22 protein-coding genes are annotated in these 25,613 nt (G+C 63.4%); 14 read left to right on the top strand and 8 right to left on the bottom strand.

Features of this window, described 5'->3' with window-relative positions; translation table 11 throughout:
- Nucleotides 1-94 precede the first annotated feature (94 nt).
- The 6 genes from ACT5M9_RS09645 to ACT5M9_RS09620 all read right to left on the bottom strand — a co-directional run bounded on the left by ACT5M9_RS09645 (nucleotide 95) and on the right by ACT5M9_RS09620 (nucleotide 8,351).
- Nucleotides 95-616: an MltR family transcriptional regulator gene (locus ACT5M9_RS09645; RefSeq protein WP_457981843.1), complete on the bottom strand. Its 522-nt coding sequence runs from the start codon at nucleotides 614-616 to the stop codon at nucleotides 95-97.
- A gap of 111 nt (nucleotides 617-727) precedes the next feature.
- Nucleotides 728-1,870, bottom strand: coding sequence for a mannitol-1-phosphate 5-dehydrogenase (locus ACT5M9_RS09640; protein ID WP_457981844.1), 1,143 nt, complete (start codon nucleotides 1,868-1,870; stop codon nucleotides 728-730).
- Nucleotides 1,871-1,904: 34 nt separating this feature from the next.
- Nucleotides 1,905-3,833 (bottom strand): PTS mannitol transporter subunit IICBA, encoded by a 1,929-nt coding sequence (locus tag ACT5M9_RS09635; protein ID WP_457981845.1) that lies wholly within the window; start codon nucleotides 3,831-3,833, stop codon nucleotides 1,905-1,907.
- 597 nt (nucleotides 3,834-4,430) lie between these two features.
- Nucleotides 4,431-6,449: an exoribonuclease II gene (locus ACT5M9_RS09630; RefSeq protein ID WP_457981846.1), complete on the bottom strand. Its 2,019-nt coding sequence runs from the start codon at nucleotides 6,447-6,449 to the stop codon at nucleotides 4,431-4,433.
- An 86-nt stretch (nucleotides 6,450-6,535) separates the two neighbouring features.
- Nucleotides 6,536-7,435: a LysR family transcriptional regulator ArgP gene (locus ACT5M9_RS09625; RefSeq protein WP_457981847.1), complete on the bottom strand. Its 900-nt coding sequence runs from the start codon at nucleotides 7,433-7,435 to the stop codon at nucleotides 6,536-6,538.
- A 289-nt stretch (nucleotides 7,436-7,724) separates the two neighbouring features.
- The gene (locus ACT5M9_RS09620) at nucleotides 7,725-8,351 is read right to left on the bottom strand and encodes an acyl-homoserine-lactone synthase (RefSeq protein ID WP_438551594.1); all 627 of its coding nucleotides are present in this window, start codon (nucleotides 8,349-8,351) and stop codon (nucleotides 7,725-7,727) included.
- Nucleotides 8,352-8,416: 65 nt separating this feature from the next.
- Between ACT5M9_RS09620 and ACT5M9_RS09615 the strand changes: the two genes are divergently transcribed.
- The 3 genes from ACT5M9_RS09615 to ACT5M9_RS09605 all read left to right on the top strand — a co-directional run bounded on the left by ACT5M9_RS09615 (nucleotide 8,417) and on the right by ACT5M9_RS09605 (nucleotide 12,258).
- Complete coding sequence (locus ACT5M9_RS09615; RefSeq protein WP_438551593.1) at nucleotides 8,417-9,196, top strand: LuxR family transcriptional regulator; 780 nt, start codon at nucleotides 8,417-8,419, stop codon at nucleotides 9,194-9,196.
- A 337-nt stretch (nucleotides 9,197-9,533) separates the two neighbouring features.
- The gene (gene lysE / locus ACT5M9_RS09610; RefSeq protein ID WP_457981848.1) at nucleotides 9,534-10,154 is read left to right on the top strand and encodes an L-lysine exporter; all 621 of its coding nucleotides are present in this window, start codon (nucleotides 9,534-9,536) and stop codon (nucleotides 10,152-10,154) included.
- Between the two features lie 127 nt (nucleotides 10,155-10,281).
- Nucleotides 10,282-12,258: a bifunctional 2',3'-cyclic-nucleotide 2'-phosphodiesterase/3'-nucleotidase gene (locus tag ACT5M9_RS09605; RefSeq protein WP_457981849.1), complete on the top strand. Its 1,977-nt coding sequence runs from the start codon at nucleotides 10,282-10,284 to the stop codon at nucleotides 12,256-12,258.
- A gap of 59 nt (nucleotides 12,259-12,317) precedes the next feature.
- Here ACT5M9_RS09605 and lpxL read toward each other — a convergent pair whose 3' ends face one another.
- A complete protein-coding gene (gene lpxL / locus ACT5M9_RS09600) occupies nucleotides 12,318-13,241 on the bottom strand; it encodes an LpxL/LpxP family Kdo(2)-lipid IV(A) lauroyl/palmitoleoyl acyltransferase (RefSeq protein ID WP_457981850.1) in 924 nt (307 codons plus the stop codon).
- Nucleotides 13,242-13,514: 273 nt separating this feature from the next.
- Here lpxL and hldE point away from each other — a divergent pair, with 273 nt between their 5' ends.
- A complete protein-coding gene (hldE, locus tag ACT5M9_RS09595) occupies nucleotides 13,515-14,942 on the top strand; it encodes a bifunctional D-glycero-beta-D-manno-heptose-7-phosphate kinase/D-glycero-beta-D-manno-heptose 1-phosphate adenylyltransferase HldE (protein WP_457981851.1) in 1,428 nt (475 codons plus the stop codon).
- Nucleotides 14,943-15,072: 130 nt separating this feature from the next.
- On the opposite strand, the gene tolC is transcribed toward hldE, so the two are convergent.
- Complete coding sequence (tolC, locus tag ACT5M9_RS09590; RefSeq protein WP_457981852.1) at nucleotides 15,073-16,398, bottom strand: outer membrane channel protein TolC; 1,326 nt, start codon at nucleotides 16,396-16,398, stop codon at nucleotides 15,073-15,075.
- Nucleotides 16,399-16,710: 312 nt separating this feature from the next.
- Here tolC and nudF point away from each other — a divergent pair, with 312 nt between their 5' ends.
- From nudF to parE, 10 genes are all read left to right on the top strand, one after another.
- Nucleotides 16,711-17,352: an ADP-ribose diphosphatase gene (nudF, locus tag ACT5M9_RS09585; RefSeq protein ID WP_457981853.1), complete on the top strand. Its 642-nt coding sequence runs from the start codon at nucleotides 16,711-16,713 to the stop codon at nucleotides 17,350-17,352.
- 1 nt (nucleotide 17,353) lies between these two features.
- Nucleotides 17,354-17,794: a DUF1249 domain-containing protein gene (locus ACT5M9_RS09580; RefSeq protein ID WP_457981854.1), complete on the top strand. Its 441-nt coding sequence runs from the start codon at nucleotides 17,354-17,356 to the stop codon at nucleotides 17,792-17,794.
- A 26-nt stretch (nucleotides 17,795-17,820) separates the two neighbouring features.
- Complete coding sequence (gene cpdA, locus ACT5M9_RS09575) at nucleotides 17,821-18,639, top strand: 3',5'-cyclic-AMP phosphodiesterase (protein ID WP_457981855.1); 819 nt, start codon at nucleotides 17,821-17,823, stop codon at nucleotides 18,637-18,639.
- A gap of 10 nt (nucleotides 18,640-18,649) precedes the next feature.
- Nucleotides 18,650-19,237: a YqiA/YcfP family alpha/beta fold hydrolase gene (locus ACT5M9_RS09570; RefSeq protein ID WP_457981856.1), complete on the top strand. Its 588-nt coding sequence runs from the start codon at nucleotides 18,650-18,652 to the stop codon at nucleotides 19,235-19,237.
- A gap of 2 nt (nucleotides 19,238-19,239) precedes the next feature.
- Nucleotides 19,240-19,863: an NUDIX hydrolase gene (locus ACT5M9_RS09565; RefSeq protein ID WP_457981857.1), complete on the top strand. Its 624-nt coding sequence runs from the start codon at nucleotides 19,240-19,242 to the stop codon at nucleotides 19,861-19,863.
- A 33-nt stretch (nucleotides 19,864-19,896) separates the two neighbouring features.
- Complete coding sequence (locus ACT5M9_RS09560; protein WP_457981858.1) at nucleotides 19,897-20,298, top strand: GFA family protein; 402 nt, start codon at nucleotides 19,897-19,899, stop codon at nucleotides 20,296-20,298.
- A 103-nt stretch (nucleotides 20,299-20,401) separates the two neighbouring features.
- Nucleotides 20,402-20,629 (top strand): DUF1656 domain-containing protein, encoded by a 228-nt coding sequence (locus tag ACT5M9_RS09555; RefSeq protein WP_100858669.1) that lies wholly within the window; start codon nucleotides 20,402-20,404, stop codon nucleotides 20,627-20,629.
- Nucleotides 20,622-21,488 carry an efflux RND transporter periplasmic adaptor subunit gene (locus ACT5M9_RS09550; protein ID WP_457981859.1) on the top strand — a complete coding sequence of 289 codons (867 nt, stop codon included), beginning with the start codon at nucleotides 20,622-20,624 and terminating at the stop codon, nucleotides 21,486-21,488. Before ACT5M9_RS09555 ends, ACT5M9_RS09550 begins: the two co-directional genes overlap by 8 nt.
- Before the next feature lies 1 nt (nucleotide 21,489).
- Nucleotides 21,490-23,502 carry an FUSC family protein gene (locus tag ACT5M9_RS09545; RefSeq protein ID WP_457981860.1) on the top strand — a complete coding sequence of 671 codons (2,013 nt, stop codon included), beginning with the start codon at nucleotides 21,490-21,492 and terminating at the stop codon, nucleotides 23,500-23,502.
- A gap of 116 nt (nucleotides 23,503-23,618) precedes the next feature.
- The gene (parE, locus tag ACT5M9_RS09540) at nucleotides 23,619-25,517 is read left to right on the top strand and encodes a DNA topoisomerase IV subunit B (protein ID WP_457981861.1); all 1,899 of its coding nucleotides are present in this window, start codon (nucleotides 23,619-23,621) and stop codon (nucleotides 25,515-25,517) included.
- The last annotated feature ends 96 nt before the right edge of the window (nucleotides 25,518-25,613 follow it).

Raw genomic sequence — 25,613 nt, 5'->3', positions numbered from 1 at the left:
GCGGGGAAGGGAGTTAAAAAAACATCCGATTGGAACAGGGGGGAGGGGCCCATGTTCCAATCGGTCTGTGGGGAAGCCATGGCCGGGGGGGCGACTAGATGGGGCTCTCCTTGTGAAGCTCGGTGACGCAATCGGTCACCGCCAGCACCAGGGCCGAGCGCACCATCTGATCGAGCCGGTTCAGCTGCATCTGGTAGAGGGGCCAGTCTTCCTCGTTGGCCGGGGGATCCTGCGGCATCATGCTCGCCTGGTTGATGCCATGGAGGCGATCGAGCAGGTCGCGAACGGGTTTGTCGCTGAAGCGGTAATCCTTGGGATCGCGCACCAGGAAATCGCGGATCTTCATGTAGGCCTCGATGTCCTGATAGTGCTCGAGGGAGATGAGGCCGAGGGCGAAGATGAGCTTGAGGCGCACCTCCAGCTGGCCGAGGGGGCCGCTCTGGTTGAGCAGGGGTTCGATGGCGTATTTGACGGCATACTCCTCCTGGCGGAACGCGCGCCGCATCAGGGAGTCGACCGCCTCTTCCAGGATGGTCACGACCTCGAGGAAGAAGCCGCGGGGGCCATCCTGCTCGTTCAGTCGCTCCAGTACTTCATCTTCCTGGTGTGTGGTCATAGGTACTTGGGGTCCAGCTGACTGGGAGAGAGCCAGGCTCTCTCCCGGTTTTTAACTTGGGGGCATCTTGGCCACCCGCGATGGGTAGGCCAGGATGCCGCCTGTGGGTCCTCACAGGGCCTGATAGCGAGCGACGATGGCGGCAACGATCTCGCTGTCTGCGTCCAGACCGGTCACTGTTGCCAGCGTCCGGGCCGGGCCCAGCTCCGCCAGCATGGCCTGCAGCTCCACCGCCTGAGGATCATCGGCATTGCGATAATGCAGCGCCGCCGCTATGCCCTCCTGCAGATGATCGCTCGGCAGGCCGTACTCCAGGGTGCCGAGCAGGGGCTTCACCAGCCTGTCCCCCGCCGCCAGCTTGCGCAGCGGTTGGCGGCCGACCCGGTCGATCTCGTCCACCAGATAGGGGTTCGCGAAGCGGGCCAGGATCTTCTCGATATAGGCGGCATGGAGCCGCGGATCGAAGCCGTAACGCTGCACCAGCACGGCACCGCTCTCCTCCATGGCGCGGCGCACCTTGCTGCGAATGAGCGGATCCTCGATGGCTTCCCGCACCGTCTGGTAACCCCTCAGCTTGCCGAGGTAGGCGGTGACGATGTGGCCGGTGTTGAGGGTGAACAGCTTGCGCTCGACGAAGGCCATCAGGTTGTCGGTCGTCTCCATGCCCGCGACCTTGGGCAGCTCGCCCTTGAACTGGGTCTGGTCGACGATCCACTCGCTGAAGCTCTCCACCGTCACCTCCAGCGGGTCGTCGTTGGCCGCGGCCGGGGGAACGATGCGATCCACCGCCGAATCGACGAAGCCGATGCAGGACTCGAGCCGGGGATGATACTCGACCGGCAGGTACTTGAGTACCTCCTGCTTGAGATGGCTGGTGCCACGCACCATGTTCTCGCAGGCGATGACGTTGAGGGGGGTCTGGTTGCCGGCATCGAAGCGGGCCTGCAGCCCCTTGGCCAGGGTGCTGGCAATCTTGTCCAGGATGTTTGGCCCCACCGCCGTGGTCACCAGATCCGCGGTGACGATGCGGTCGATCACCTCCTGCCCGGCTGAGCTGACGGCGGCCACGTTGCGCACCACGTCCAGCTTCTGATCCGTGCCCACCACCAGCACCTTGTACTCCTGGCGGTGGTTGAGCTGATCGATCAGGGTCTCGTTGACGTCGGCGAAGGTGACCTGGTGGCTGGCGTCGGCCAGCAGTTTACCGATGAAGCCGCGACCTATGTTACCGGCACCAAAATGCAATGTTTTCATGATATTAACCTCTACAACCAAAGACGATGAAGACTTATGCGGCCTGTTCGGCACCCAGCAGATCCAGGAACTCCTGGGGATCCTGAGTGCTGGCCAACCGGTCGATGAGACCCGGTTCATCCAGTGCATTGGTCAGTTTGGTTATTACCTGAATGTGTTCGTCGTTGCGGGCGGCGATGCCGATCACCAGCCGTGCCACCTCGTCGGCGGACTCGCCGAAGGGCACGCCGGCTGGGTACTGGCAGATGACGATGCCGGTGCGCTTCACGTGCTCCTTGGCGGCTATGGTGCCGTGGGGCACGGCGATGGACTCACCGAGATAGGTGGAGACCAGCTGCTCGCGCTCCAGCATGGCGTTGACATAGTCCGGCGCCACGTAGCCACGCTCGGCCAGCAGCTTGCCGGCGGCCAGGATGGCGGCCTCCTTGTTGTCGGCCTGAAGGCCGAGGTGCACATCCTGCAGACTCAGGGTGAAGACTTCACTCGCCTGCGGCTCGTAGCTGTCGTCGTTGGCCGCCACCAGCAGGTGCGGGTTGGCCACGTCGTCGTTGGCGGCTCTGGCCAGGCTCAGGTTCTGCACCAGCTCCTGATAGAGTGCGTTGTCGAGGAAGTTGGAGAGGGAGATGTGCTGGGCGTGGGGCGCATGGCGACGGGCCCGGTCGGTCAGATCCTTGTGGGTGATGACCAGATCCACCTGATCGTCCAGGCTGTTGATGGCGCGGTTGGTCACGCTGATGTCGAGACCCGCGGCCTCTACCCGCTTGCGCAGCATGCCGGCACCCATGGCGCTGGAGCCCATGCCTGCATCGCAGGCGACCACGATGTTGCGTACCGCCGTCAGCTCGGTACCGGGCTTCTTGGCCGCGGCGGCCTCGGGCTTGGTACCCTTCATGGATTTCATCTTACGGGTCGCTTCACCCAGGGCATCGGCTTCGTCGGCTTCCGGTTGCTGGGCGCGGACGAAGACGGCGGCGACCAGGAAGGAGACAGTGGTCGAGGCGATGATGGAGAGCAGCACCCCGATCAGGGAGGCTTTGGGCGTCATCAACAGCACGGCGAAGATGGAGCCCGGCGAGGCAGGGGAGACCAGACCCGCGTTGAACAGGGTCAGGGTGAAGACCCCCGTCATGCCGCCGGCGATCACCGCCAGGATGAGGCGCGGGTTCATCAGCACGTAGGGGAAGTAGATCTCGTGGATGCCACCGAAGAAGTGAATGATGGAGGCACCGGCGGCGGACTGCTTGGCATTGCCGCGGCCGAACACCATGTAGGCCAGCAACACGCCGAGGCCCGGACCCGGGTTCGCTTCGATCAGGAAGAAGATGGAGCGGCCCTGTTCGGTGGCCTGCTGGATGCCGAGCGGTGAGAAGATGCCGTGGTTGATGGCGTTGTTCAGGAACAGGATCTTGGCCGGTTCGACGAAGATGGAGGTCAGCGGCAGCAGGCTGTGGGCGACCAGGAAGTCGACACCGCCGGCCAGGACGCCGGAGAGCACCTTGACGAAGGGACCGATCACGAAGAAGGCGAGGATGGCGCACAACATGCCGATGATGCCGGCGGAGAAGTTGTTGACCAGCATCTCGAAACCGCTCTTGACGCGCCCCTCCATCGCCTTGTCGAAGCGCTTGATGGCCCAGCCACCGAGCGGGCCGACCATCATGGCACCCATGAACATGGGGATGTCGGTACCGACGATGACCCCCATGGTGGTGATGGCGCCGACCACGGCCCCGCGCTCACCCCCGATCAGCTTGCCGCCGGTGTAGCCGATGAGCAGCGGCAGCAGATAGGTGATCATGGGACCGACCAGCTTGGCCAGCGTCTCGTTCGGCAGCCAGCCGGTGGGGATGAAGAGGGCGGTGATGAAGCCCCAGGCGATGAAGGCGCCTATGTTGGGCATGACCATATTGGACAGGAAGCGTCCAAAATTCTGTATCTTGACTTTGGTATCCGGTGATAACATGTCGGGACCCCGTTTTAAGCCTGTTTGATTAAGAGTGGTAGTCGGAGTGGTGGGTTTTGCCGAACCCCCATCCCGGTCGTCTAAGCAACTTCAATCTACCAGCTTGCGATCAAATTAGGCTGAAAACGGGGCGTCTTGTGATGTGCCTCTCAAATACCTCTCTCCCCCCCCTCCCCGATGAGTGATCTCAATCACGATTCAGAACTATTTTTTGGCTATTTTTCATTCTTTTCTGCTGCGAATGATGTTTTACCGTGATTTACCTCTCGTTTTTTGGTCTCGCGGGAGGTGGTGTCAATGTGATGGTGATCACGAATTGTGAATTTGAATTCAATTGGAGCTTTGTTGGCGGGGCGAGATCCGGGGGGAGCAACGATGAATCATCCGCCATCTCCATTAACTGACCGATGAATCATCCCGATCTGTAATCCAGTTTCAGGTTTTCAGGGCGTTATCCGAGCAGGCCTTGCCCGAGCGGGGCCTCAGGGGACTGCGGTCTGGGGAGTCAGGGGCGGTGCGTGAAGCCGTGCATGGGGGATGCCCTGGCGCGCCCATAGAAAAGGCCCGCACGGAGGCGGGCCTTTGAGGGTTGGGGATTTATTCCGCCTTGGGTGCCGGTTCGGCCGGGGTCTCGGCGTCGGCGACCGGCGCCACAGGGGCCGGGCCCGGCACCAGATCCACCGCCGGTTTGGCGATGAGGGAGCGGGTCTCCTCCACTGCCTCGGTCAGCTTGACCTCGATGACTTGGCCGAGTTCGTAGACCACCTCTGTCTTGTCCAGGTAGACGCGGCCATTGTCCCAGTTGCACTCCAGCCTGTCCTTGTTGTCCAGGATGTGGCGGGCGGGCATGAACACCACGGCGCCATTCTCCCGCAGACGCAGCTTGAGGCCGGCGCGCATCACGTCGATGATCTCGGCGTTGAACACCTGATCGGTGCCGGCGGCAGACATCAGGTAACGGACGTAGAGCCAGTCGCCGATGTCGCGCTCCACCATGCGGTGCAGGCGGCGGCAGGCGGTCAGGTGCTCGGTCAGCTCCAGGCTCGGGCGCTCGCCCGGGGTCTTGCCGGCGATGACGGCCTTGAGCAGGCGGTGGTTGACCATGTCGCCGTATTTGCGGATCGGTGAGGTCCAGGTGGCATAGGCATCCAGCCCCAGACCGTAGTGGGCACCCGGCTCGGAGGACATGAGCGCATAGCTCTGGAAGCGGCGGATCTTGCCGTCCAGCCAGCGGGTATCCAGGTTGTCTATCCAGCGGCGCAGGGCGCAGAAGCCGGACAGGCTGGCGATATCTTCCTTCTCGAACGGGGCCTCGGCTGTCTTGAGCAGCTCGATGGCGCCGTCCAGGGACTCCTCGTCGAAGCCGGTGTGGACGTTGAAGATGCCGTAGCCCACCTGTTTGCCGAGCACGCGGCCGGCGCAGATGTTGGCGGCGATCATCGACTCCTCCACCATGCGGTTGGCGATGCGGCGAGGCTCCACGTGAATAGCCAGCACCTCGCCGTTCTCACCCAGCTCGAAGTCGTAGTCGGGACGGTCCGGGAATACCAGGGCGTGTTCGGTGCGCCACTTGATGCGCGCCTCCGTCATGGCCTTCATCAGCGGCAGCTGGGCCAGGACGCCCGCGTCTATGCTGAGCTCCTTGCCATGCTCGGCCCAGTCGGAGACGTCGTCATAGGAGAGGCGGGCGTGGGAGACGATGCGGGCGGCGAAGAACTCGGTCTCCTCCCGCAGCAGGCCATCCTCGGCGATGAGCAGGCGGGCGCACAGGGTGTTGCGCTCCTCGCCCTCCTTCAGGGAGCAGAGCTCGTCCGAGAGGGTGCGCGGGATCATGGGCACGTTGCGACCCGGCATGTAGACGGTGAAGGCGCGCTTGGCGGCTTCCTGGTCCAGCTCGCTGCCCTCGGCCACATAGGCGGTCGGGTCGGCGATGGCGACTAGCAGCTCCCAGCCGTCGTCCAGCTTGCGGATGGCCAGGGCGTCATCCATGTCCTTGGTCTTGGCACCGTCTATGGTGAAGAAGGGGGTAGCGGTCAGGTCGGTGCGGGGCAGTTCCTCATCCTCGATCACCTTCCACTCCGGCAGATCGGCCGGCTCGATCTGGGCCAGGTTGTGGCGCGCCAGCACCACCCACCAGGGCACGTTGTGATCGTCCTTGTCGGCGATGAGCTGGGTGATCTCGGCGGAGAAGTTGCCGTCCACCAGGGCGTGGCGTTTGAGGGTCGCGACCACCCAGTCTCCTTCCTTGAAGGATTTCTCGTCCAGACCCTTCTTGGCGCGGGCCTTGATGGCGTCCTTGATGAGGGGGTGATCCGGCACCACGTTGAGGCGGTCGCGGAACATCTTCACGCGGCCGACGAAGCGGGTCACAGCCTGCTCCAGCAGGGCGTCCGGCTCGGCCACTTCCTTCTCTTTCTCGGTCCGGATCAGGGCGCTCACCCGGTCACCATGCATCACCTTCTTCATGTAGGGAGGGGGCACGAAATAGCTGGTCTTCTCATCGACCTCCAGGAAGCCGAAGCCCCGATCGGAGGCGCGGATCACACCCTCTTTCTTGGGGATGTTCTCGCGGATTTGTTGCTTGAGCTGGGCCAGCAGCGGATTGTCTTGAAACATAAGTGAGGAACCTGAGGTGGAAACCGATGAAGAATCGCCCAGCACTATACGTTTTTACCCCTCCAAAGCCAAGGTGAATGGCCGCTTCAGCGGGGTTGCAGTGCCCGGCGACCCTGCTGGATCAGGCGCTGGGAGACCTGCTTGTGCAGCCCCCGCTCCAGCACCCAGCGATGCCAGTAGAGCCGCTCCACCAGGTGCAGATCCGGGCAGAGATCGAGCAGGCTCCCCTCTGCCAGCTGGCGACGGATCTGCAGCTCGGGGATGAGGCAGCAGGCCAGCCCCTGCTCGGCCATGGCGACGAAGGCCTCGGAGGAGCGCACCGTGTGGCAGGGGTAGCCGCCGGGTTTCAGATCGAAGTGGCGGGCCATGAAGCTCACGTGCATGTCGTCCCGCTGATCGAAGGCCACCGCCGGCGCCTTGGCGAGCGCCGCAGGCGTGAGCCCCTGGGGGAAGTGGCGGGCGACGAAGGCGGGGCTCGCGGTCAGCAGGTAGCGCATCTCGCCGAGCTCGTCGACGCAGCAACCGGCGAGCGGCTGGGGCTGCAGGCTGACGGCGCCGAACGCCTGGCCCTCGCGCACCTTGTCGAGGGTGCGGCTCTCGTCATCCACCAGCAGGTTCAGCTCGATGGGATGCTGCTCAAGCAGGGGGCCGAGGGCGGGCAGGAACCAGGTGGCCAGGCTGTCGGCGTTGATGGCGATGCTGACCCGCACCGGCGCCTGGGGCTCGTCCGGGGAGAGCTCGCCGGCCAGCTCCAGCTCCAGCTGGCGTACCTGACGATAGTGGGCCAGCAACTTCTGGCCGAGCTCGGTGGCCCGCAGGGGCTGGCTGCGGATGATCAGCGGCTCGGCGAACTGCTGCTCCAGCTGCTTGATGCGCTGGGAGATGGCGGACTGGGTGAGGTGCAGGCGCTGGGCGGCCCGCTCGAAATTCTGCTCCTCCATCACGGCGTCCAGCGCCAGCAGCAGCTTGTAGTCCAGTGCCTTCATCAGCATTCCTTATGAATGTTTGGATTCCAGAAAATATGCTACTGAACCCTGGGGTTGGCAACAAGGCGAAGGGGGTCCTGACAGCATTCCGGAAGCCAGGAGGGGGTGAGGTCGGTCACTGTGATAAGTGACAGTAGCGGGTGAATGAGATTCATTGGATACTCACTCGGTCCGTTTTTGCATGGGGTGGAAACGGGCCATAGCGAGAGTTTTGGTCCCGGGCCCTGTCCCGGGACTTTTTTATGGGGCGAGGGGATGACTGCCCGGCTCTCGTTTGGAAAGGATGGACTCAGGGCGTGCCGAGCAACTCGCCGGCCCGGGCATAGTGGCCCCGCAGCGGCCGGTTGACGGCGAGCTCGAAACGCTCGTCCAGCAGGAAGCGGATGCCGACCCCGCGCACCGCCCCCAGATCCACCGCCTGGCGGTGGCCGAGGCGCTCGATGGGGAGGCCGAGGCGGCGGAAGATGCGCTCCACCGGCAGGCTGACCACGGCGACCAGTTCCCGGATCCCCTGCTCCCTGGCGAAGGCATAGACCTCGCGGAAGATGACGCAGGTCAGCTCGCTGATGCCGTTGTCGAGCTGGGGAGCCCGGCTGGCATCGATGGCGAGCCGGGTCAGTTCCCACACCTCGGGGCCGCGGGGGGCCATCTCGCCAGCGAGGGCGCAGGGGAAGATGCTGGGCAGCATGTAGTCCTGGGCGCAACTGAGCAGCCGGATGCAGCCGCACAGCCCTTGCTCGTCTTCGATCAGTACCCAGTGGGTGTCCGGTTTGTCAAAACTGTCCCGCTCCAGCCCCTTGTGGGCTTCCACATCCCAGCCGAGCCGATCGGAGAAGACTCGCTTGCGAAAGCGATAAAGCTCGTTTTCGACCTCCCATTTGGGGTGTTCTTTTATTTTTCCTTTGAAAACAAGCATTCATGTCTCTCCATTTCATGTTTCGGCGCTATAATCCAAAGCCTTGGCCAGGGGGGGCTAGCCTAATGACACGCGACCAACTGCTTGAGTATTTGGAACATTTCACATTGGTGACCGATGGCAATCGGCTGGCCGAGCTCATCGGCCGCTTCACTCTGGGAATGGGCTACGACTACTATCGTTTTGCGCTCATCCTGCCCATGTCCATGCAAAGGCCCAAGGTGGTGTTGTTCAACCAGTGCCCCGACTCCTGGGTACAGGCCTACACGGTCAACAACATGCTGGCCTGTGATCCCATCATCCAGCTCGCACGTAGGCAGACCTTGCCCATCTACTGGAACCGGCTGGACGAGAAGGCGCGCTTCCTGCAAGAGGGCAGCATGGACGTGATGGGGCTGGCGGCGGAGTTCGGCCTGCGCAACGGCATCTCCTTCCCCTTGCACGGGGCGGCGGGGGAGAACGGCATTCTCTCCTTCATCACCACGGAGCGGGCCTCGAGCGATCTGCTGCTGGAGTCCTCGCCCATCCTCTCCTGGATGTCCAATTACATCTTCGAGGCGGCGATTCGGATCGTGCGCAAAAGCATGCATGAGGGGGATCGGGAGGCGCTGACCGACCGGGAGACCGAGTGCCTGTTCTGGGCGAGCGAGGGCAAGACCTCGAGCGAGATCGCCTGCATCCTCGGCATCACGGAGCGTACCGTGAACTACCACCTCAATCAGGTGACCCGCAAGACCGGCTCCATGAACCGCTATCAGGCCATCGCCAAGGGGGTGAGCAGTGGCATCCTGCTGCCCAATCTGGAGCAGGTCGTGGTCACCAACTACCCCTCGCTGCTGCAATGATCCTGGGCTGAGCGACAACAAGCTGTCGCTCGGCTTCTCATGGGGCCTACCCTTACCTCTCCAGACCACTGTCCTGAAATCCTTGTTGTCGCGGGATGCCGGATTGTGTTTTGTCCCGTCTTGACGCCATTTTGTCCTGCCTGGCGCAATAACCCTGCTGATTCTCGGGTTGGGGAGGGGGGGCCACAATTGTCAGATCCTGCTATTGACAGGGGTAGGGGAATGGCGGAAGGCGCTGGCTTATCAGAATGGCTAATGCATCAGCAAATGAATGAATTTCTCTGATGACTTGGCAGGCCCTATAGTGCCGTCCATCTCCCCATTGGAACGTTTCCCCATGTTTGCCACTACCCTGCAAGGCTTTACCCTCGGCCTCGCCATGATCATTCCCATCGGTGCCCAGAATGCCTTCGTGCTGAGCCGGGGCATCCATCGCAACCACCACCTGCTGACGGCCACCCTCTGCTGCCTGTGCGATCTCGTGCTGATCGGGATAGGGGTGTTCGGCGGTGCAAACCTGCTGGCGGCCAGCCCCATCGGGCTGGCACTGCTGACCTGGGGCGGGGTGCTCTTCCTCGGCTGGTTCGGCCTGCGCTCCCTGCGCAGCGCCTGGCGCGGGCAAGGAGGGGGGATGGCGGACTCTCCCCAGCTGATGGGGGTCAAGAGCGTGCTGGCCATGACCCTGGGCGTGACCCTGCTCAACCCCCACGTCTATCTGGATACCCTGATGCTGCTCGGCTCCTTCGGCAGCCAGTTTGCCGAGGAGCTGAGACCCGCCTTCGCCGCCGGAGCCATGCTGGCCTCCCTGGTCTGGTTCTACAGCCTGGCGTTTGGCGCGGCGGCCCTCTCCCCCTGGCTCGCCCGGGGGAAGGTGCAGCAAGCCATTGATATTGTTGTCGGTATCATCATGCTGGGGCTGGCGGCCAAGCTGGCGATCGGTGCCCTGCTCGTCCCATGACGCTATTTTTGTGCCGGGCCTCATAAAAATGAGTCCCGGTTCCATGTGCTGACATATTCGTCTGTTAAATTCCCGGCGCTGGTAAAGCGTTACTCATAAGAAAAGGGAAAAGACAGTGAATAAAACTATGAAACTGGGTGCTATTGCAGCCATCGTGCTGTTGTCTGCCTGTAGCAGTGACAACGACAGCGAGGCGCAACCGGGAGCCGTCTCCCTGCGCCTCATCCAGACCTCTGACATCCACTCCAACGTGCTGGGCTATGACTACTACCAGAACAAGGAGGATCGCAAATTCGGCCTCTCCCGCACCGCCCTGCTGATCCGGGCCGCACGCGCCGAGAACCCCAACAACCTGCTGCTCGACAACGGCGACCTCATTCAGGGCACGCCGCTGGCGGACTACATTTTCGAGCAGTCCGGCGCCGGTTACCTCGACAAGCAGGCTCACCCGGTGTTCAAGGCCATGAACGAGCTCGGCTATGACGCCGGCAACCTCGGCAACCACGAGTTCAACTACGGGCTGGATTACCTCGGCAAGGTGCTGGCGGGGGCCAAGTTCCCCTATGTGAACGCCAACGTGTTCGAGGCCGGTGCCTTCAAGCGCGACGCCAAGGGACAGATAGACTGGAGCGGCAACAAGTTCACCCCCTACCTACTGCTGGAGCGCAAGGTGGTGGATGACAAGGGCCAGCCGCAGACCGTCAAGGTCGGCATCCTCGGCCTGACCCCGCCCCAGGTGCTGCAGTGGGACAAGCGCCACCTGGAGGGCAAGGTGGTGGTGGCCGACATGGTGGAGACCGCCAACCACTACGTGCCCGAGCTGCGCGCCAAGGGGGCCGATCTGGTGGTGGTGGTCGCCCACACCGGCATCAACGCCAACAGCTACGAGGCCATGATGGAGAACTCCGCCTGGCATCTGGCCAAGGTGAAGGGAATCGATGCCCTGATGCTGGGCCACGCCCACAAGAACTTCCCCGGTGACTTCCCCGATCTGTCGGAGGTGGACAACCAGGCCGGCACCCTGAGCGGCATCCCTACCGTCATGCCCGGTTACTGGGGCAACCACCTCGGCATCATCGACCTCAAGCTGGAGCAGGTGGATGGCAAGTGGCGGGTGAAGCAGAGCCAGGCCAGCCTGCGCAAGATCGACTCGAGCGAAGGCAGCGCCGTGGATCAGCAGGTAGTGGACCTGGTGCAGGCGGATCACGACGCCACCAACCTCTGGCTGGACGAGCCCCTCGGCAAGATCACCTCCCCCATCCACAGCTTCTTCGCCCTGGTGCAGGATGACCCCTCGGTGCAACTGGTGAGCGATGCCCAGCGCCAGCATGCCGAGCAGCTGCAAAAAGACGGCCTGCTCAAGGAGTCCTATCCGATCCTCTCGGTGGCGGCGCCGTTCCGTGGCGGTCGCAACGGCATCAATGACTTCACCTATGTGGCCCAGGGCAACATCTCCCTGCGCAACGTCTCCGATCTCTACATCTACCCCAACACCCTGCAGGTGGTGGAGGTGAACGGCGCCACCGTCAAGGAGTGGCTGGAGATGAGCGCCGGCCAGTTCAACCGGATCGACGCCGCCAAGACGGAGGTGCAGTGGCTGGTGAACGAGAACTTCCCCACCTACAACTTCGACGTCATCGACGGGGTCAGCTACGAGGTGGATATCACCCAGCCCGCCCGCTACAACAAGGAAGGGCTCAAGGTGAGCGACGGCCAGCGCATCAGCGGCCTGACCTTCAACGGCCAGCCCATCGACCCGGCCCAGAAGTTCTACGTGGTGACCAACAACTACCGCGCCAGCGGCGGTGGTCACTTCCCGGGGATCGACGGCAGCAACATAGTCCACGAAGATCCCTTCGAGACGCGGGAGATCATCGCCCAGTACTTGAAGTCCCAATCCGCCGCCAACCCCAACGGCTTCAACCCGGCGGCCAACGACAACTGGCACATGAAAGCCCTGCCCGCCGGGGTGGATGTGCGACTCTACTCCTCCCCGCGGGATGAGGCGAAAGCCCTGGTGGGGGCGGATCTGAGCTATCAGTCCACCCTGCCGATGGATGATGCCAAGCACCCTGGCTACGCCATCTATCGCCTGACTCGCTGATCGCCAAGGCCGATAACAAAAAGCCCTCGCAGTGCGAGGGCTTTTTCGTGAGGGAAGGCTTAGTAGAAACCCGCATCCTCCGGGTTGGGGCGGGTCTTGAAGCGGCGGTGCAGCCACATGTACTGCTCGGGGGCACGGCGCACGGCGGCCTCGATTTCCCGGTTGGCGCGGGTGGCATCGGCCACGTCATCGCCGCTCGGGTAGTCCTCCAGCGGCGCCCCTATGTGCAGGGTATAGCCGGTGGCGGTGCGGATGTTGTAGCAGGGCAGAGTGACGGTGTTTTTCACCCGGGCCAGGGTGGCGGTGCCCGTGATGGTGGCCGCCTGTTCCACCGCGAAGTAGGGCACGAAGACGCTGGCGTGGGCGCCATAGTCGTGATCCGGCGCGTACCAGAGGGCGTCGCCGTTGCGCAGGGCCTTGATCATCCCCTTCACGTCCAACCTGTCCAGCAGGTATTTGTTGGAGGCGCAGCGACCGTGATACTGGGCATACTCCAGCACAGGGTTGGTGTTGGGGCGGTAGACGCCGACCCCGGGCCGCACCAGGCCGAAGCAGCGGGCATTGAGTTCAAGGGTGAGGAAGTGGCAGGAGAGCAGCAGCATGCCCTGGCCCTTCTCGATGGCGGCGATGACGTGCTCTTCCCCCTCCACCTTCATCAGGCGGCGCATCCGCCAGTCCGGCCAGAACCAGGCGATTCCCACCTCGAAGATGGCGCAGCCCACGCTCTCGAAGTTCTGCACCAGCAGCGCCTCGCGCTGATCCCGGCTGAGCTCGGGCATAGCCAGTTCCAGGTTGCGGCGCGCAATCTTGACGCGGGATTTCAATATCTTGCGAGCCAGGGTGCCGAGCTGGCGGCCGAGCCACATCTGGCTGCGCCAGGGCAGCAGCACCAGCAGCCAGAGCAGGGAGAGGCCGAGCCAGCTACCCCAGTAGCGGGGATGGAACAGACGGGGTTCGAGGCGGGGAGCTTGTTCTTGGGCCATGAAGGGTCTCTTGTTCTCAATCACAAATGAGCCGGGTACCAAGGGGAGCGGGGAGAGACAAGGGCAGATGAATGCCCCGCAGTATCACTTGGCGCGCAATCTGAGGATTCTATCCGAAAAGGGGGGGCGGGTGCGAATCGCCTCATCTGGTCAGAGGGGTCAGGAGACGGGGGAGGGCCGCCACGGCTGGGGCCACAGCGCTTTTTTCACGCCCGGGAAAAGAGTGTGATAAAATCCGGGACTGAATTTTTCAGGTTTTGAGAGCCGATACAGATGAAGATCACCCTGCCCGAGTTTGAAAAAGCCCGCGTCCTGGTCGTTGGCGATGTCATGTTGGACCGCTACTGGCACGGCCCCACCGGCCGGATCTCCCCCGAGGCACCGGTGCCCGTGGTCAAGGTCGAACACATCGAGGAGCGCCCGGGTGGCGCCGCCAACGTGGCCCTGAACTCGGCCGCACTCGGGGCCCACGCCGTCCTGCTGGGGCTGACCGGTCAGGATGAGCCGGCCGATGCCCTGGCCGGCCAGATGGCAGGGGTCAAGGTTGCCTGTGATTTCGTTCGTCTGGCGGACTATCCGACCATCACCAAGCTGCGGGTGCTGTCCCGCAACCAGCAGTTGCTGCGTCTGGACTTCGAGGAAGCCTTCCACGACGTGGATGCCTCCCTGCTGATGGGCAAGGTCGAGCGGGCCCTGCCCCAGGCGGACGTGATGATCCTCTCCGACTACGGCAAGGGCGCCCTGAACGACGTGCCCGGCATGATCCAGCGCGCTCGCGCCGCCGGCATCCCCGTGCTGGTGGATCCCAAGGGAACCGATTTCGAGAAGTATCGCGGCGCCACCCTGCTGACCCCCAACATGTCCGAGTTCGAAGCCGTGGTAGGCAAGGTGAAGAGCGAGGACGAGCTGGTCGCCAAGGGGCTGGAGCTGGTCAAGCGCTTCGAACTGGCCGCCCTGCTGGTGACCCGCTCCGAGAACGGCATGACCCTGATCCGCGAAGGCCAGCCCGAGCTGCATCTGCCGGCCCAGGCCCACGAGGTCTATGACGTGACCGGTGCCGGCGATACCGTCATCTCCACCCTGGCCACCTCCCTGGCCGCCGGCAAGAGCCTGGACGAGGCCTGTGCCCTGGCCAATACCGCCGCCGGCATCGTCGTCGGCAAGCTGGGTACCTCCACCGTCAGCCCGGTTGAACTCGCCAACGCGCTCTACACCGAGCAGGAGACCGGCTTCGGCGTCATGTCCGAGGCCCAGCTGAAGGTGGCCGTCCAGGCCGCCCGTCTGCGGGGCGAGAAGGTGGTGATGACCAACGGCTGCTTCGACATACTGCACGCCGGCCACGTCTCCTACCTGGCCAATGCGGGCAAGCTCGGGGATCGGCTGATCGTCGCGGTCAACACCGACGAATCCGTGCGTCGCCTGAAGGGCCCGGGTCGTCCGGTCAACCCGACCGAGCGCCGCATGACGGTGCTGGCCGCCCTCGGCGCCGTGGACTGGGTGGTACCCTTCTCGGAAGACACCCCCCAGCGTCTGATCGCCGAGATCCTGCCGGACCTGCTGGTCAAGGGCGGTGACTACAAGCCGGAGGAGATCGCCGGTTACGCCGAGGTAACCGCCAACGGCGGCGAGGTGCGCGTGCTGAACTTCGAGGATGGCTGCTCCACCAGCGACATCATCAAGACCATTCGCGAGCGCGGCTAAGCGGATACGCACCTCATGAAAAACCCGGCCAAGGCCGGGTTTTTTGATGCCCATCGCGGCCATGATGGCGCGGCGAGCAGGCAACAAAAAGGCGACCCAGAAGTCGCCTTTTTCATGGAGCCAGTGTGACTCAGGACTGCTTGGTGACCTGAGGGGCGGGCATCAGCCCCTGGTTCACGTCTTCCAGATCCTTCTGCTCCAGGATGCCGGCGGCCTGCTTGAGAGAGAGGATGCTGAGGATGTAGTTGTAGCGCGCCTCGGAGAGCTTCTGCTTGGCTTCGTACAGCTTGCGGGTGGAGTCCAGCACGTCGACGATAGTGCGGGTACCCACCTCGTAACCGGCTTCGGTCGCCTTCAGGGCGCTGTCGGCGGAGATGACGGACTGGCCGTAGGCGCGCACCGAGCCGATGCTGGCGTTCACGTTGTTGTAGGAGGAGCGTACAGTGCTCTGTACCGAACGGAAGCTGCGCTCCAGCTGCTCGCTGGCGGCCACATAGTTGAACTGCGCCTGCTTGACCTGGGAGGTGGTCGCACCGCCGGTGTAGAGCGGCAGGTTGAAGTTCAGGCCTATGTTGCCCTGATTGCTGTTGCTGTCCGGGTTGCGGATCTCGTCCTTGTAGTCGTTGTAACCGGCGCTGAGGCCGGCGCCGAGATCCAGGGTCGGCTCATGACCTGTCTTGGCCAGGTCGATCTGCTCCTTGGCGATGTCCTTGCCGATGCGGGCGCTGTGCAGTTCCAGGTTCTTGTCCAGGGCCAGTTCCAGCCACTTGTCGGAGTTGAACGGCGTCTTCTGCGGGGCGAAACGCTCGGTGTTGAGCACGTCCAGCTGACGGTGATCGATCCCGGTCAGCTCACGCAGGCTCTCGTAGCTGTTGTCCAGGGAGTTCTCGGCATTGATCTCGTCTGCCAGCGCCTGATCGCGCTCGGCCTCGGCCTCGTGCACGTCTGTGATGGCGGTCAGGCCCACTTCGAAGCGCTGCTGGGTCTGCTCGAGCTGACGCTCGACCGCGACCTTGTTGGCCCGCACGAATTCCAGGGTATCCATGGCCTTCAACACGTTGAAATAGGCCTGGGCGGTGCGCAGCATCAGGTTTTGAATTTCGAGGTTGTAGCCCACGTCGGACTGGGTGGCGCTCTTCTCGGTGAGATCCAGGTTGACCCAGTTGCTGCGGCGATAGACGGATTGATCCAGGGTGACCGAACCGGTGGCGCCGGTGTTGGTCATGGTGTCATTCTTGTTCTGCAGATAGTTCAGGCCGGCACCCAGATTGATCTGTGGCAGCAGGGCCGCGCGGGATTCGTTGATCTTCTCGAAGGCTTGGTCTCGTCTCGCCTTGGACTCCAGCAGCTGGGTGTCCTTGACCTGGGCCTGTTGGTATATATCGAGCAGGTTTTCGGCATGAGCAGCGGTGCTCACACCCAGCATCACCATGACTGACAAGAGTGTTCTTTTCATATGATAGTTTTAACCTTATGTATCAACCCAAAGCTGTCCGCTGGATGAAGAGGGGGAGGAGATTGTCACCGAGCAAGCTTGATTTCAGCTTAACCACTCTACTATAAGCAAATTTGAATGCGAACTGTCTCTTTTCCAGCAGCAGTAATGTCAATGTTCAGGGGGGATTTTCTGGGCTGCGCGCCTAGCCAAATACCCTGTGGCTGCTAAAATCCATCCCCTATCGCCAGCGAGAACGAGTGAATGAACGTTCATTCATGTTCCCGAATATTATGGTCAAACCTCGCCAAGTCAAGCTGGCAGGAGTGTCGTATGTCGCAGCAAGCCTTGCCACAAACCAGTCACTACTCGGGTAGTGATGTGAAAATCATCGAAAAATCATCCGGATACAACGGGTTCTTCAAGGTTAACGTCTACCGCCTGCAGCACAGATTATTTGCCGGTGGCTGGAATGAGCCCATAGTCCGCGAGCTGTTCGAGCGGGGCCATGCCGCCGCCCTGCTGCCCTATGATCCGGTGCGCGACCAGATAGTGCTGGTGGAGCAGTTCCGCATCGGCGCCATGGAGACCGGCGCCACCCCCTGGCTGCTGGAGCTGGTGGCCGGGATCATAGATGAAGGGGAGACCCCGGAGGCCGTGGTGCGCCGGGAGGCGGTGGAAGAGGCGGGCCTCGAGGTGGGTCGCTGCGAGCATGCCATCAGCTACCTGGTGAGCCCGGGCGGGAGCACCGAGCGCATCGAGGTCTATGTGGGGGAGGTGGATGCCAGTCAGGCCGCCGGGATCCATGGTCTGGCGGAAGAGGGGGAAGACATCCGGGTGCACGTGGTGAGGCGCGAGCAGGCCTACGTCTGGCTGAAAGAGGGGCGCATCGACAACGCCGCCTCCGTCATCGCCCTGCAATGGTTGGCCCTCAACCATGGCGAGCTGCGGGCCCGCTGGCTGGCAGGGCGCTGAGATGTCCGTACTCCTGGCCAAGCGCCATGTGCCCGACCTGATGTCCTTGCAGCGCACCTGCGAGGTGAACTACATGGCCCTGATGAAGCTGTTGCCGCCGGGGGGATCGGTGGGGGACGAGCGCCGCTATCAGGTGGGCAACGGCCTGCAGTTCAGGCTGACCGTCAGCGATGAGAGCCGCTTCACCAGCCAGGTGATCCTGAGCCAGCACAACCCCGAGTTGCCGAGCTATTTGCAGGCTCGAATAGAGATTCGTTTGTATCATGACGTGCGCATGGCGGAAGTGTGTGCCGCGCAACAGATTTCGATGTTGCAACCACGTTATGATTATCCCAATCAAAAAATGCACCACAGGGATGAAAAAGAGCAGGTAAATCTGTTTCTAGCCGACTGGCTAAAATTTTGTCTCAAGCATGGCACCAGCCTGATTAACATCCTCTAGTTGAACTCATAAAAAGAAGCGTGATTTTGGAAACAGAGCTACCTCAGGCGCCGGACGGAAACGTGCGTCTGTTACAGATTACCGATACCCATCTTTTCGCCAGCGCCGAAGGGCGGCTGCTGGCCGTGCGTACCGCCGAGAGTCTGGACGCCGTGCTGGCGCGGGTGCGGGACAATGCACATCCGTTCGACCTGGTGCTCGCGACCGGGGATCTCTCCCAGGATCACAGCCCCGAGTCTTATCAGCGCTTCGCCTCCATGATGGCTCCCCTTGGCCGCCCCATCTACTGGCTGCCCGGCAACCACGACGACGCCCCCCTGATGACCGAGTACCTGCATGCCGCCGGTATCAGCGAGGCCAAGCAACTGGTGGGGGATCACTGGCAGATCATACTGCTCGACACCCAGGTGCGCGGCAAACCCCACGGCCTGCTCGGGGATCACCAGCTGGCAGCCCTGGACAGCGCATTGCGTCAGCATCCCGACCGCCACGCCCTCATCGCCCTGCACCATCAGGCGGTGCCCGTGGGCTGTGCCTGGCTGGATCAGCACAACCTCAAGAACGCCGACGAGCTGTTCGCCGTGCTGGCCCGCCACCCCCAGCAGAAGACCATCTTGTTTGGCCACGTCCACCAGGAGTTTGACGAGATGCACCGCGGGGTGCGGCTCATCGCCAGCCCCTCCACCTGTATCCAGTTCAAGCCCCTGTCAGACGGCTTCGCGCTGGACGAGTCCGGCCCGGGCTGGCGTTACCTGACCCTGTATCCGGATGGCCGGCTCGACAGCCAGGTCTGGCGCCTGCCCATGGGGCAGTTCGTGCCCGACCCCAATGCCACCGGTTACTGAGGGGGACGGCATGAACTCGGTCCTGCTCTACCTGCATGGCTTCAATTCGTCGCCGGGATCCGCCAAGGCGCAGCAGATGGCGGCCTGGGTGGCGGCGCACAGACCCGATATAGAAGTCATCATCCCGGCCCAGCCCAATACCCCGGCGGCGGCCTGGGCCGCCATCGAGCGGCAGATTGAAACCCTCAAGGCTCGCCATGGTGACGGGCTGCGGCTCGGCGCCGTGGGCAGCTCCCTGGGGGGCTTTATGGCGACCAGAGTGAGCGAGCTCCATGGCTGCCGCGCGGCGCTGATCAATCCGGCGGTGCGTCCTCACGAGCTGCTCTGCGACTACCTGGGCCCCCAGACCAACCCCTATACCGGCGAGCGCTACGAGCTGTTGCCCGCCCATATGGAGGAGTTGCGTGCGCTGGCGGTGATGGTGAGCGCCCCCGAGCGGCTCTGGATCCTGCAGCAGCAGGAGGACGAGGTGCTCGACTATCGCAAGGCGCTGGAGGAGTACCGCTTCGCCCGCCTCTCCCTGGAGTGCGGCGGTGACCACGCCTTCGTCGGCTTCGAGCGCTATCCCGCGCAGATCATCCGCTTCCTCGGGCTCTAGCCGTGCAACCGCCGTTGGCCGCCTTCCTCGAACAGGTGCTGGCCACGGCCCAGGCCGGGCTCACCTACTCCAAAGACCCCTTCGACATCGGTCGCTTCGAGGCGCTGCGAAATGCGGCTGCCACGCTTATCGCCAGCCAGAGCGAGCTGGATCCCGAGGCCATCGCCCACTGGATTGCCCTGGATAGCGGCTACCCCACCCCCAAGCTGGACGTGCGGGCGCTGATCCTGGATGACGCGGGTAGGCTGCTGCTGGTGCAGGAGCGCAGCGATGGCTGCTGGACCCTGCCGGGGGGTTGGTGCGACATCGGCGATTCACCCTCGCAGGCGGTAGTGCGGGAACTGGTCGAGGAGACGGGCCTTGAGTGCTGTGCCGTGCAGTTGCTGGCCCTGTTCGACAAGCACAAGCATCCTCATCCCCCCCAGCTGCCCCATGCCCACAAGGCCTTCTTCCTGTGCGAGGCGACGGGGGGCGAGCTGCTCACCCAGACCGACGAGACCCAGGGCGCCGCCTACTTCCCTATAGACAAATTGCCTGAACTTTCTCGTCATCGGGTGGTGGAGAGCCAGCTGCGTACCCTGCATGAACATGTGCAGCAGGGGCGAGCTGACACCTTGTTCGACTGACACCGTACAACCAGCGCTTGGCAAGGAGGCCAGATGATCAAACGGATCGGCAATACTCCCATCTTGGAGAAACACAGGGCGAGCTGCCACTGCGGGGCCCTGGTGCTGGAGCTCAGCCTGCCGGACGGTGTGGTGGATCCGCGCCGCTGCGACTGCTCTCTGTGCCGGCGACGGGGCGCCATAGTTGCCTCCGTGCCGCTCGCCGGCATCCGCATCCTGCAGGGGGAGGCGGTGCTGCGCTGCTACCAGTTCAATACCCGTACCGCCAGACACTACTTCTGCTCCGTCTGCGGCATCTACACCCATCATCAGCGCCGCTCCAACCCGGCCGAGTACGGCTACAACCTCGCCTGCCTCGAGGGAGTCAATCCGTTCGAACTCGGCGAGGTGCCCTTGCGGGACGGAATCAATCACCCGGCGGATCGTCTGGTCTGACCATAAAGGGGCTCATCTGCTTCTGTAGCACCCCAGGTGGCTGTGGTACCCTTGGCAGGCCCGCCCTGGCGGGCTTTCCGGTCTTCCTCTGCCCATAGGGAGCATGCCATTGCCGACCGCTTCTGCTCTGCCCGATCTCATCCTTGGCGCCACGCTCTACTTCCCGCCCCTGTTCAAGGCGGTGCTGCTCGGCCTGCTGGGCTGGCTGCCGGTGCACCATCTGTTGCGGGACTGGCTCTACAGCGGGGATGTCTGGCACCCCTTGCTGATGGATCTCTCCCTCTTCATCCTCGCCGTCAGTGGCGCTTTCTGGATCCTGCTTCATGGCTAAATCACCCCTGGCTACCCTCAAATACTTCTCCACCCTGCTGGTGTGCGCCCTGGCGCTGGCGGCGGGCTGGTGGCTGTGGAACTACTACATGCAGGGGCCCTGGACCCGGGATGGCAAGGTGCGGGCCGAGCTGGTCAGCATCACCCCCGAGGTGTCGGGCAAGATAGTGGCCATCCCGGTGCGGGACAACCAGCTGGTGAAGGCAGGGGAGGTGCTGTTCAACCTGGATCCCGTGCCCTATCGCATCGCCCTGGACAACGCCAGTGCGGCGCTCGCCAAGGCCAAATCGGATCTGGACAAGGCGGAGCATGAGGCGAGCCGTCGCCAGAATCTCTCCCGCACCGTCATTTCCGCCGAGGCGGTGGACGAGGCGCGGCTCAATGCCCAGGCCATGAAGGCGGCCTATCAGGTAGCCGAGGCGAATCTGGAGCAGGCCAAATGGTCGCTCACCAAGACGACGGTCAAGGCCTCGAGCGACGGCTACATCACCAACCTGCAGGCCCGGGTCGGCAACTACGCCAGTGCCGGTGTACCCCTGGTGGCCCTGGTGGACATCCACTCCTTCTACGTGCAGGGCTACTTCGAGGAGACCAAGCTCGGCCACATCCAGGTGGGCAGACCCGCCACCATGGTGCTCTACAGCGGCGAGCAGGTGCTGAAAGGGGAGGTGGAGAGCATAGGGCGCGCCATTCACGATCAGAGTCTGGAGGGGAGCGACAGCCTGCTGCTGGACGTCAAGCCGAACGTGCCCTGGGTGCGGTTGGCCCAGCGGGTGCCGGTGCGGATCCGCCTGCTGGAGGTACCGCCCGAGGTGGCGCTCATCGCGGGTACCACCTGCACCATCACCATAGGTCAATAAGATGGCTGCGGGGGCATCCCTCTGGCGGCGCACACCCTGGGGTCAGGCCAACGGGGGCCAGTGGCGCTATGCCCTGCGCAACAGTCTGGCCATGTGCCTGTCGCTCTGGCTGGCGTTCGTGTTGCAACTGGACTCTCCCTACTGGGCCATGACCTCGGCCGCCGTGGTGAGCTTCCCCACCGTCGGCGGCGTCATCAGCAAGAGCCTGGGACGGGTGGTGGGCAGCCTCATCGGTGCCATGGCCGCCGTGATGCTGGCCGGTCTCGGCCTCGCCGATCCCTGGCTCTTCACCTTCCTCATCGCGCTCTGGCTCGGGCTCTGTACCTACATCTCGAACCACTACCAGAACAACGTCTCCTACGCCTTCGCCCTGGCGGGTTACACCGCGGCCATCATCGCTTTCGCCTGTGTCAACGTGGACGATCCCCGCCACATCTTCGATATCGCCCAGGCCCGGGTGAGCGAGGTGATCACCGGCATCCTCTGCGGCGGCCTGATGATGATGATCCTGCCGAGTACCTCGGACGGGGAGACACTGCTCGCCTCCCTGCACCGTAGCCAGGCCCGGCTGCTGGAACACGCGCGCCTGCTCTGGCTGGGGGAGGCGAGTGCCGACGTGCGCGCCGCCCACGAGGGGGTGATAGGCCAGATCCTCACCTTGAACCTGCTGCGTATCCAGGCGGTCTGGAGCCACCACAGGCTCAGGCGCCACAACAAGCTGCTCAACTTCCTGCTGCACCGTCAGCTGCGCATGGTCAGCCTGCTGTCGGGCCAGCGCCGAATGCTGCACAACCTGCCGGGGCAGGAGGCACGGCTGCAACCCCTGCTCACCGAGGTGCTCAATGCCTTGAGCGATCCCGCTTGCGACAAGGTGCGCATCGCCCGCCTGCTGGCCCCCCTGGCTGTGGGCTCCGACGACTATCGGCTGCAGACCTTCTGGCGGCGGCTCAGGGCCTTCTGCTGGACCTATCTGGAGTGCCAACGCTGGCTCAGCCGGCTGGCCCGCTACGAGGGGCAGGAGTGGCCAACCCCGCCGCGCCACAGCTCGCTTACTAGCCACACCGACAGTCTGGAGGCGGCCTACAACGGCCTTCGCACCTTCGCCAGCGTGGTGCTGGGCTGCGCCTTCTGGATCAACACCCAGTGGGACTCGGGGGCGTCGGCGCTCACCATGCTCTCCATCTGCTGCGTGCTCTACTCGTCGGGGGCGGCGCCCCTGAAGGGGATAGGCAACATGCAGAACGCCATCCTGCTGCTGAGCCTCGCCTGCTTCGCCATCAAGTTCGGCCTGATGATCCAGATCGACGACTTCTGGGTCTTCTGCGCCCTGCTGTTCCCGGCCCTGGTGACCATGCAGATGTTCAAGCTGCAAAAGCCCGTCTCGGCGGCGCTCTGGGGCCAGCTCATAGTGCTTTCTGGCTCCTTCCTCGCCATCACCAATCCGCCGAGCTACGACTATCAGGGCTTCGTCAACGACAGCATCGCCAAGGTGTTGGGAGTCATGGTGGCCGGGCTGGCGTTCCAGATCCTCAGACCCAGCTCGGACGGTCGCAAGAGTCGGCGCCTCATTCGCCGCCTGCGGCTCGACTTCATGGATCAGCTGGCCCCCCGCCCCCATCAGAGCGAGCCCGAGTTCGAGTCCAGGGTCTATCACCTCATCGGCCAGCTCGGCCAGGGGACGGATCAGAGCGCCCGGCTCTGGGGGCTGCGCTGGGGCGTGGTGCTGCTCAACTGCAGCCACATCGTCTGGCAGCTGCGCCAGTGGCGGGGCAAGGATCCGGCGCTCTACCTGGTGCGGGACGGCTGCATCCGCTCCCTCAAGGGGATACTGACCGCAGGCGGGGTGCAGCATGACTCTCTCGGTCGCACTTTGGCCGAGCTGGGACGGATCAGCCAGGGGTTGGCCGCCAACCCCGAGCCGGCGGCCCAGACCCTGGCGGGGCTGGTGTGGCGGCTGCAATGCTCGCTCTCCCAGCTGCAATTGGCGCTACCCGGTTCGGCCGACGTCCGCTGATCCCGGCCCAGAGGGGCGGCTTGGCCCCTCTGGATCACCCTTTGCCACAGACGGGTTTGTCCAACGCCGTCCCAGCGAGTAAGATCCTCCCCAAACGTCAATTCGCAAGGCCCTCCATGTCTACTCAATACAATGCGGATGCCATTGAGGTCCTCAATGGCCTCGAACCGGTGCGTCGCCGCCCCGGCATGTACACGGACACCACCCGGCCCAATCACCTCGGCCAGGAGGTCATAGATAACAGCGTCGATGAGGCGCTGGCAGGTCATGCCCGCAATCTGGAGGTGATCCTGCACGAGGATCAGTCCCTCGAGGTGATCGATGACGGCCGTGGCATGCCGGTCGACATCCACCCGGAGGAAGGAGTCTCGGGGGTCGAGCTCATCCTCTGCAAGCTGCACGCGGGGGGCAAATTCTCCAACAAGAACTACCAGTTCTCCGGCGGTCTGCACGGGGTGGGTATCTCTGTGGTGAACGCCCTGTCCGATCGGGTCGAGGTGACGGTGCGCCGGGATGGTCAGGTCTACGACATCGCCTTCGAACGCGGTGACAAGGTGCAGGAGCTGACCATCACCGGCACCTGCGGGCGCCGCAACACCGGTACCCGGGTGCGCTTCTGGCCCCAGGCGAGCTATTTCGACTCCCCTCGCTTCTCTGTCTCCAAGCTCGAGCACCTGCTCAAGGCCAAGGCCGTGCTCTGCCCCGGTCTCACCATCAAGTTCCTGGACAAGAACACCGGCATCAAATTGGAGTGGTGCTACGAGGATGGCCTCAAGGATTACCTCATCGATGCGGTCAAGCAGTTCACCTGCCTGCCGGAGCAGCCCTTCGTCGGCACCTTCAGCACAGAGCAGTCCGCGGTGGACTGGGCCCTCTGCTGGTTGCCGGAGGGAGGCGAGTGCCTCGCCGAATCCTATGTGAACCTGATCCCCACCGCCCTCGGCGGTACCCACGTCAACGGCCTGCGCCAGGGGTTGCTGGACGCCATGCGCGAGTTCTGCGAGTTCCGCAACCTGTTGCCGCGGGGGGTCAAACTCACCCCGGAAGACATCTGGGATCGCTGCGCCTACATCCTCTCCATCAAGATGCAGGATCCCCAGTTCGCCGGTCAGACCAAGGAGCGGCTCTCGTCCCGCCAGAGCTCGGCCTTCGTCTCCGGGGTGGTGAAGGATGCCTTCAGCCTTTACTTAAACAGCAACACCGAGCTGGCGGAGCAGCTGGCGGAGCTCTGCATCTCCAGCGCCCAGCGCCGGATGCGCGCCGCCAAGACTGTGGTGCGCAAGAAGATAACGCAAGGTCCGGCCCTGCCCGGCAAGCTCACCGACTGCGGCTGCGCCGATCCCATGCAGGGGGAGCTGTTCCTGGTGGAGGGTGACTCCGCGGGCGGCAGCGCCAAGCAGGCGCGGGATCGTGAATTCCAAGCCATCATGCCCCTGCGCGGCAAGATCCTGAACACTTGGGAGGTGGAGGCCGGTCAGGTGCTCGCCTCCCAGGAGGTGCACGACATCTCGGTGGCCATAGGCCTGGATCCGGATTCGGACGATCTCTCCGGCCTGCGCTACGGCAAGGTGTGCATACTCGCGGATGCGGACTCGGACGGTCTGCACATCGCCACCCTGCTCTGCGCGCTCTTTGTTAAGCATTTCAGAACTTTGGTCAAGCAGGGCCACGTCTATGTGGCCATGCCGCCGCTCTATCGGATCGACATCGGCAAGGAGGTCTTCTATGCCCTGGACGAGGATGAGAAGAACGGCGTGTTGCAGCGGGTCGAGGCCGAGAAGAAGAAGGGCAAGGTGATGGTGACCCGATTCAAGGGGCTGGGTGAGATGAACCCCAAGCAACTGCGGGAAACCACCATGGACCCCAACACCCGCCGCCTGGTGCAGCTCACCATGGACGACGCAGGGGAGGAGGGGGACGAGACCCTGGCGCTGATGGACATGCTGCTGGCCAAGAAGCGCGCCTCCGATCGCCGTGAATGGTTAGAGGAGAAGGGTAACCTGGCGATCATCTAGGTTAGCCACCCTTGTCGCGCGTGGCGGCAAGGGTAACCAAGCCATCATCTAAGCCGTCGACCGGCCCTGCCGGGGCCGGTAAGCATTTAGCCGGAG

The organism is Aeromonas sp. AE23HZ002T15 (assembly GCF_054165525.2).
This window is presented reverse-complemented; position numbering and strand designations above follow the sequence as displayed.

What these genes read in the sequence shown, in the direction of transcription:
- hldE (WP_457981851.1), top strand. Translation starts at nt 13,515, where the DNA reads ATGAAGATCACCCTGCCCGAGTTTGAAAAAGCCCGCGTCCTGGTCGTT.
- ACT5M9_RS09570 (WP_457981856.1), top strand. Translation starts at nt 18,650, where the DNA reads ATGAACTCGGTCCTGCTCTACCTGCATGGCTTCAATTCGTCGCCGGGA.
- nudF (WP_457981853.1), top strand. Translation starts at nt 16,711, where the DNA reads ATGTCGCAGCAAGCCTTGCCACAAACCAGTCACTACTCGGGTAGTGAT.
- ACT5M9_RS09645 (WP_457981843.1), bottom strand. Translation starts at nt 616, where the DNA reads ATGACCACACACCAGGAAGATGAAGTACTGGAGCGACTGAACGAGCAG.
- ACT5M9_RS09630 (WP_457981846.1), bottom strand. Translation starts at nt 6,449, where the DNA reads ATGTTTCAAGACAATCCGCTGCTGGCCCAGCTCAAGCAACAAATCCGC.
- ACT5M9_RS09545 (WP_457981860.1), top strand. Translation starts at nt 21,490, where the DNA reads ATGGCTGCGGGGGCATCCCTCTGGCGGCGCACACCCTGGGGTCAGGCC.
- tolC (WP_457981852.1), bottom strand. Translation starts at nt 16,398, where the DNA reads ATGAAAAGAACACTCTTGTCAGTCATGGTGATGCTGGGTGTGAGCACC.
- lpxL (WP_457981850.1), bottom strand. Translation starts at nt 13,241, where the DNA reads ATGGCCCAAGAACAAGCTCCCCGCCTCGAACCCCGTCTGTTCCATCCC.
- parE (WP_457981861.1), top strand. Translation starts at nt 23,619, where the DNA reads ATGTCTACTCAATACAATGCGGATGCCATTGAGGTCCTCAATGGCCTC.
- ACT5M9_RS09560 (WP_457981858.1), top strand. Translation starts at nt 19,897, where the DNA reads ATGATCAAACGGATCGGCAATACTCCCATCTTGGAGAAACACAGGGCG.
- ACT5M9_RS09605 (WP_457981849.1), top strand. Translation starts at nt 10,282, where the DNA reads ATGAAACTGGGTGCTATTGCAGCCATCGTGCTGTTGTCTGCCTGTAGC.
- ACT5M9_RS09580 (WP_457981854.1), top strand. Translation starts at nt 17,354, where the DNA reads ATGTCCGTACTCCTGGCCAAGCGCCATGTGCCCGACCTGATGTCCTTG.
- lysE (WP_457981848.1), top strand. Translation starts at nt 9,534, where the DNA reads ATGTTTGCCACTACCCTGCAAGGCTTTACCCTCGGCCTCGCCATGATC.
- ACT5M9_RS09615 (WP_438551593.1), top strand. Translation starts at nt 8,417, where the DNA reads ATGACACGCGACCAACTGCTTGAGTATTTGGAACATTTCACATTGGTG.
- ACT5M9_RS09550 (WP_457981859.1), top strand. Translation starts at nt 20,622, where the DNA reads ATGGCTAAATCACCCCTGGCTACCCTCAAATACTTCTCCACCCTGCTG.
- ACT5M9_RS09625 (WP_457981847.1), bottom strand. Translation starts at nt 7,435, where the DNA reads ATGAAGGCACTGGACTACAAGCTGCTGCTGGCGCTGGACGCCGTGATG.
- ACT5M9_RS09635 (WP_457981845.1), bottom strand. Translation starts at nt 3,833, where the DNA reads ATGTTATCACCGGATACCAAAGTCAAGATACAGAATTTTGGACGCTTC.
- ACT5M9_RS09620 (WP_438551594.1), bottom strand. Translation starts at nt 8,351, where the DNA reads ATGCTTGTTTTCAAAGGAAAAATAAAAGAACACCCCAAATGGGAGGTC.
- ACT5M9_RS09555 (WP_100858669.1), top strand. Translation starts at nt 20,402, where the DNA reads ATGCCATTGCCGACCGCTTCTGCTCTGCCCGATCTCATCCTTGGCGCC.
- ACT5M9_RS09640 (WP_457981844.1), bottom strand. Translation starts at nt 1,870, where the DNA reads ATGAAAACATTGCATTTTGGTGCCGGTAACATAGGTCGCGGCTTCATC.